The organism is Bradyrhizobium sp. (genome assembly GCF_030697065.1).
In the GTDB taxonomy this organism is placed as follows: domain Bacteria; phylum Pseudomonadota; class Alphaproteobacteria; order Rhizobiales; family Xanthobacteraceae; genus Bradyrhizobium.
Map to the genome: position 1 here is coordinate 1 of NZ_JAUYQU010000153.1, position 5,210 is coordinate 5,210.

4 protein-coding genes and 1 tRNA gene are annotated in these 5,210 nt (G+C 63.3%); 1 reads left to right on the top strand and 4 read right to left on the bottom strand.

Translation table 11 applies throughout. The annotated features are described in order from the left end of the window. Window positions 1-90: transfer RNA gene (locus Q8R73_RS12095), tRNA-Ser, on the bottom strand. Window positions 91-310: 220 nt separating this feature from the next. On the opposite strand from Q8R73_RS12095, the gene Q8R73_RS12100 reads away from it, so the two are divergent. Further along, window positions 311-634 (top strand): hypothetical protein, encoded by a 324-nt coding sequence (locus tag Q8R73_RS12100; RefSeq protein WP_371126083.1) that lies wholly within the window; start codon window positions 311-313, stop codon window positions 632-634. Between the two features lie 66 nt (window positions 635-700). Here the strand turns inward: Q8R73_RS12100 and Q8R73_RS12105 are convergent, their stop codons facing one another. The 3 genes from Q8R73_RS12105 to Q8R73_RS12115 all read right to left on the bottom strand — a co-directional run bounded on the left by Q8R73_RS12105 (window position 701) and on the right by Q8R73_RS12115 (window position 4,771). Then, entirely contained in the window at window positions 701-2,158 is a 1,458-nt protein-coding gene (locus tag Q8R73_RS12105) for a trehalose-6-phosphate synthase (RefSeq protein ID WP_305719782.1), read from the bottom strand. A 282-nt stretch (window positions 2,159-2,440) separates the two neighbouring features. Next, window positions 2,441-3,256, bottom strand: a complete 816-nt coding sequence (gene otsB, locus Q8R73_RS12110; RefSeq protein WP_305719785.1) for a trehalose-phosphatase — start codon at window positions 3,254-3,256, stop codon at window positions 2,441-2,443. A gap of 21 nt (window positions 3,257-3,277) precedes the next feature. Beyond that, entirely contained in the window at window positions 3,278-4,771 is a 1,494-nt protein-coding gene (locus tag Q8R73_RS12115) for an MFS transporter (protein ID WP_305719783.1), read from the bottom strand. Between the last annotated feature and the right edge of the window lie 439 nt (window positions 4,772-5,210).

The following is a 5,210-nucleotide window of genomic DNA, read 5'->3' on the forward strand; positions in this document are numbered from 1 at the left end:
TGGCGGAGAGAGTGGGATTCGAACCCACGGTACGGTTTCCCGCACACACGCTTTCCAAGCGTGCGCCTTAAGCCACTCGGCCATCTCTCCGGATGGCCTGTCTTGAAGGGACCGGCCGACTTTTGCAAGGGACTGCGGTCACGGGCCGCGATATTTCATCAACCTATTGAAGAATATCAACAAATTTGAAGTTTCGCCGCGCATCCGGCGCGGTTTATGCTGGCTTGAACCGAAAACCGGTTACGGGCGACCATGGATCATGGAGACGATCGAAGCAGCGGAGCGCGGCATGGGCACCCATCGGGCGGCGATGTTATCGGTTCTGATGTCCGCGGCCGCTGCGCTGGATGCCGGACCGGCGTGGGCGCAAGCCTGCAGCCGTCAGGGCGTCGATGTCGCCTGCGAGGATGGGCGGCGCGGCGTCCTGTCCGGCGATGCGATCATCTGGGCCGACGGCTCGCGTTCGAGCCTGACCTCGCCGCATCCGGGCGTCATCATCGGCAACCGATCGTCGGTCGTGGTCGGCCCGGGGGTGTTCGTCGGCAAGGGCACGGGCGTGGTGCCGATGGACAATCCGGGCGCACCCAACAAGGCGCGCTGTGCCGTGCTCGAAGGCGTGTCGTATTGTCACTAAAAATTCAGAAGTCTCGGGATTGCGGGTTCGCTCGCGTTGCTCGCGCCCCGGAATGACGTTGATGAATCAATGATACCGCGCGTTGAGATTGGCCGGTTGGGGCGGCCATATGACGGGATCCGCGATCAGAGGCTCGCCGGAATCCCGGTCGGCCTGGGTTTCCTGCAGCGCATCGACGAAATCGGCGAACCATTGCTGGATCGTGCCGCCGCGAAGCTTCTTCATCATCGCTTCCCAGCGCAGCTTTCGTTCGTTGAGCGGCATCGACAACGCCATTGCGATGGTTCGCGCCATGCCGTCGATATCGTGCGGATTGACGATCAGCGCGGTCTCGAGTTCGTTGGCCGCTCCGGCAAACTTTGACAGCACCAGCACGCCGGGATCGGCCGGGTTCTGCGCCGCGACATATTCCTTGGCGACGAGGTTCATGCCGTCATGCAGCGGGGTGACGACACCGACCTGGGCGGTGCGATAGAGGCCAGCCAGCACGGTCTGGCTGAAACCCTTGTTGAGGTAACGGATCGGGGTCCAGTCGACTTCGCCGTGCCGGCCGTTGACGTCGCTGACCTGTTTGGCGAGGTCGTTCTGCAGATTGCCATAGGCTTCGATGGCGCCGCGGGACGGCGTGGCGATCTGCAGCAGGGTCACGGCGCGCGCGAGCCCCGGCTGCAAGGTCCACATCCGGTCGAACGCGTTGATGCGGTTCGGCAACCCCTTGGAATAATCCAGCCGGTCGACGCCGATCGCCAGTTTCTCGCCGTTCAGGCTGCGCCGCAGCCGCGACACGTCCGGATGCGACACCGCCTTGGCGGCCTGCTGGGCGAATTTCTCCGGGTCGATGCCGATCGGAAATACCGCGACGCGCGAACTGCCGTGGCGCGAGGTGACGACGCCATCGCGGGCGGCGAGACCGAGATCCGACCGCACATAGGACAGGAAATTCTCGCAATCGTCCTCGGTCTGGAAGCCGATCAGATCGTAAGCCAGCATCGCCTCGACCAGTTCGCGGTGATGCGGAACGCCGCCGAACACGGCGCGTGCGGGCCACGGCGTGTGCAGGAAAAACCCGATCGGCTGGACGACGCCGAGATCGCGCAACTCGGCGCCCAGCGCCAGGAAGTGATAGTCCTGAATCCAGAACGCGGTGTCCGGCTTCTGAAACCGGAGCAAGGCGCGCGCCATGAAGGCGTTCACTTCGCGATAGCTGAGATAATCTTCCTGCGAGGCCCGGATCAGGTCGGTGCGGGAATGCAGCGCCGGCCACAGCGCCGAATTGGCGAAACCTTCATAATATCCGCCGTAATGCGCGGCGGGCAGATCCAGCATGGCGAGCGCACCCTCGCCCAATGCTTCAATTTCGGCAAACGGCTCCTTCTGCGCGCCATCGCGGACGCGACCGCTGGAACCCACCCAAATCGCGCCGGATTTCTCCACCACGGGCAGCAAAGCCGCCGCCAGTCCCCCCGTCATGGGTTCATTGGCCTTGCCGCGCGATACGCGATTTGAAACGACGACGAGGTTCACAGGGTCCCCTCCTGTTGGGCACTCGCGATTAACGGCCATTCATCAATATGGTTCCTCGCCACCCTTTCAACGAAATGAAACCAAATTCAGGCGAGCAACGATGGAACCTGGAAATCCGCGATAATTTCTTCGATTGGAGAAAACCCTGTTGAATGAGTCAGTTGAGCGCGAATGATGCCGCGTTATGAAGCCGCAAAGCCGCGATACATTTTCCATCGGAAGGTTCCGCTCCCGGCGACCGAAGTTCCAGCGACACGGAACCCGTTGCGCCCTCAAGCGTGCCTATTCATCGAGCAGACGCGCGAGCCAGTCCCTGACGTCGCAGGGCCCATCGAAATGACCGTTCACACCCTGGGCCCGCCGTCCGACGGAGAATGCCAGGCCGCGCAGATCGGGCATGATGGCAAACACCGTCTCGTCGGTGACGTCGTCGCCGATGAACAGGGGATGGCGGCCCTTGAAGGGTTCGTGGTTCATCAGTTCGAGCACGCCGGTCGCCTTCGTGAAACCGGAGTGCTTGATTTCGCACACGCATTTTCCGGGCAGCACCTCGATCGGCGCATTCGGCAGGTCGGCACGGATCAGCGACACGGCTTCGTAGATCGCCTTTTCCGCATGCGGCGCCAGGCGGTAATGCAGCGCCAGCGAATAGCCCTTGTCCTCCAGCAGGATCCCCGGGCTGAGCTTGGCGATCGCCGCCAGTCGCAGCTTCAATTCGGTGTCCAGCGGCGGCGCGCTTGTGGCGACGGACTCGGCTCCGATCGAGACCCGCATCTCTGCGCCATGGCCGCCGACCGCCGGAAACTGCTCGGGCGCAAAGATCAGGTCGATGTCGTTGAGCGAACGCCCGCTGACCAGCGCCATGGCGCCGCCGGTCCGCTGATACAGTCGCTCCAGCGTATCCGCCAGACCGGGCGGCACCCACACTTCACGCGGCGTCGGCGCCAGGTCGAGCAGGGTGCCGTCGATGTCGAGCAGAATAGCGGACCTGTCGAGCGGCGGCACGAGTGAGTGCGGCACCGGAACGGTTTCCGGCGGGCGCTCGTCGTTCGGTGAGGTGTCTTGCTGCATGGGCGTTTCGATCAGTTCCTGTTCCATCGCGTGTTCATTCATTGCATTCTACTCCAGAAAGGCGAGCGGCCGTGCAACAGATTCCAGGGGCCGGCGCTCGGCAGCTATGCCGTAGCGCCAGCCGATGATGGCGGCCGCGATCATCAGCACCGATCCCAGGAGATAGCCCGCGAAAACGCTGTCGCGCGACCCGGTGTCGATCAGTGCTCCGAACAGCATGGGACCGGCGACGCCGCCGACGCCGGTGCCGATCGCATAGAACAGCGCGATCGCCAGCGCCCGGACCTCCAGCGGAAAGGTTTCGCTGACGGTGAGATAGGCCGCGCTGGCGGCGGGCGACGCAAAGAAGAAGATCACCATCCAGGCGATGGTCTGGGTCTGCGCGCTCAGCACGCCGATCGAGAACAGATAGCCCGACAGCGCCAGCAGCACGCCCGACGTGCCATAGGTGAACGCGATCATGACGCGGCGTCCCAGCGTATCGAACAGCCGGCCCAGCAGCAGCGGCCCCAGAAAATTGCCGGCCGCGAACGGCAGGATGTACCAGCCGACATTGTTCGACGCGATCCCGAAGAAGTCGGTCAGCACCAGCGCAAAGGTGAAGAAGATCGCGTTGTAGAAAAACGCCTGCGCCGTCATCAACGACAGCCCGACCAGCGAACGCGTGCGATAGAGCTTGAGCAACGTATGCGCCACCTCGCGCAGCGGGGTGTGACTGCGCATCCGGAGCCTAATTTTCGGCCATGGCTGCTGCGGCTTGTCCTGCGCGGCCCCGATCGCCGAGCGCTCGATATCGGCGACGATCGCGTGCGCCTCATCGGGTCGACCGTGAATCATCAGCCAGCGCGGGCTTTCCGGGATCCAGAACCGCATCACGAACACCACGATGCCGAGACAGGCGCCGCTGAAATAGGCCAGCCGCCAGCCGAGCTCCGGATCGATGACGGCAGGATCGAGCAGCACGATCGCTGCGACCGCGCCCATCGCCGCGCCGATCCAGAAACTGCCGTTGATGACGAGATCGGTCCAGCCGCGGTAGCGCGCCGGCACCAGTTCCTGGATCGTCGAATTGATCGCGGTATATTCGCCGCCGATGCCGGCGCCGGTGATGAACCGGAACAGGGCGTAGCTCGCCAGATTCCACGAGAACGCCGTCGCCGCAGTGGCCGTGAGATAGACCGCCAGGGTGATGAAGAACAGTTTCTTGCGCCCGATGCGGTCCGTCAGCCAGCCGAACCCGATCGCGCCGATCACGGCGCCGGCGATATAGGCGCTGTTGGCCAGTCCGACATCGAAATTGCTGAAACGAAGCGTCGGACTTTCCTTCAGCGCGCCCGAGAGCGAGCCGGCCAGCGTGACCTCCAGCCCGTCCAGAATCCAGGTGATGCCGAGCGCCAGCACCACGCGGGTGTGAAAGCCGCTCCAGGGCAGAGCGTCGAGACGGGAGGGGATGTCGGTCTCGATGACGCGATCGCTGTCCGGTTGCAGCGGCGGCGAAACTGCGGCGTCATGATTCAATGCGGGGCTGCGCGGCAAATCCATCGATCGAACCAATGAGAAAATGCCCGGAACCGTAACCTGTCAGCTCTCCGGGCGTAAGCGCGGCGGTGCTTAGACGGCTACGCTCGAACCAACGTCCTTGCGACGCAAGGGTTCCCCCAACCCGAAAAATGGAACCGGGAGATTTCGTACAATGTCCCGGCCGCCAGGACGATGATCGCGCTTGAGAGTTGGCGCAGAATCTCAACGCCGTCCTGCGAACGCAGGGACCCATAGTAAAAGGCACAGTTTCTCGATCTCGCGGCGCGTTTCGCCCGAGGTTTGCATTTGATTCCCGCCCTCTTCAAATCAAGGGCGCGGGGAATGCCGGGCGCCCGATGCGCCCGATAGCCACGTGTGCTATGGGGTAGTGGTGGATGCACACGTGTTGTCAGGTCACACCGGAATCACCCGGCACTCCCCGCGCGATGGTTTAGGCTTA

Coding starts and splice junctions, on each gene's coding strand:
- Q8R73_RS12100 (WP_371126083.1), top strand. CDS start 311: ATGTTATCGGTTCTGATGTCCGCGGCCGCTGCGCTGGATGCCGGACCG.
- otsB (WP_305719785.1), bottom strand. CDS start 3,256: ATGGAACAGGAACTGATCGAAACGCCCATGCAGCAAGACACCTCACCG.
- Q8R73_RS12115 (WP_305719783.1), bottom strand. CDS start 4,771: ATGGATTTGCCGCGCAGCCCCGCATTGAATCATGACGCCGCAGTTTCG.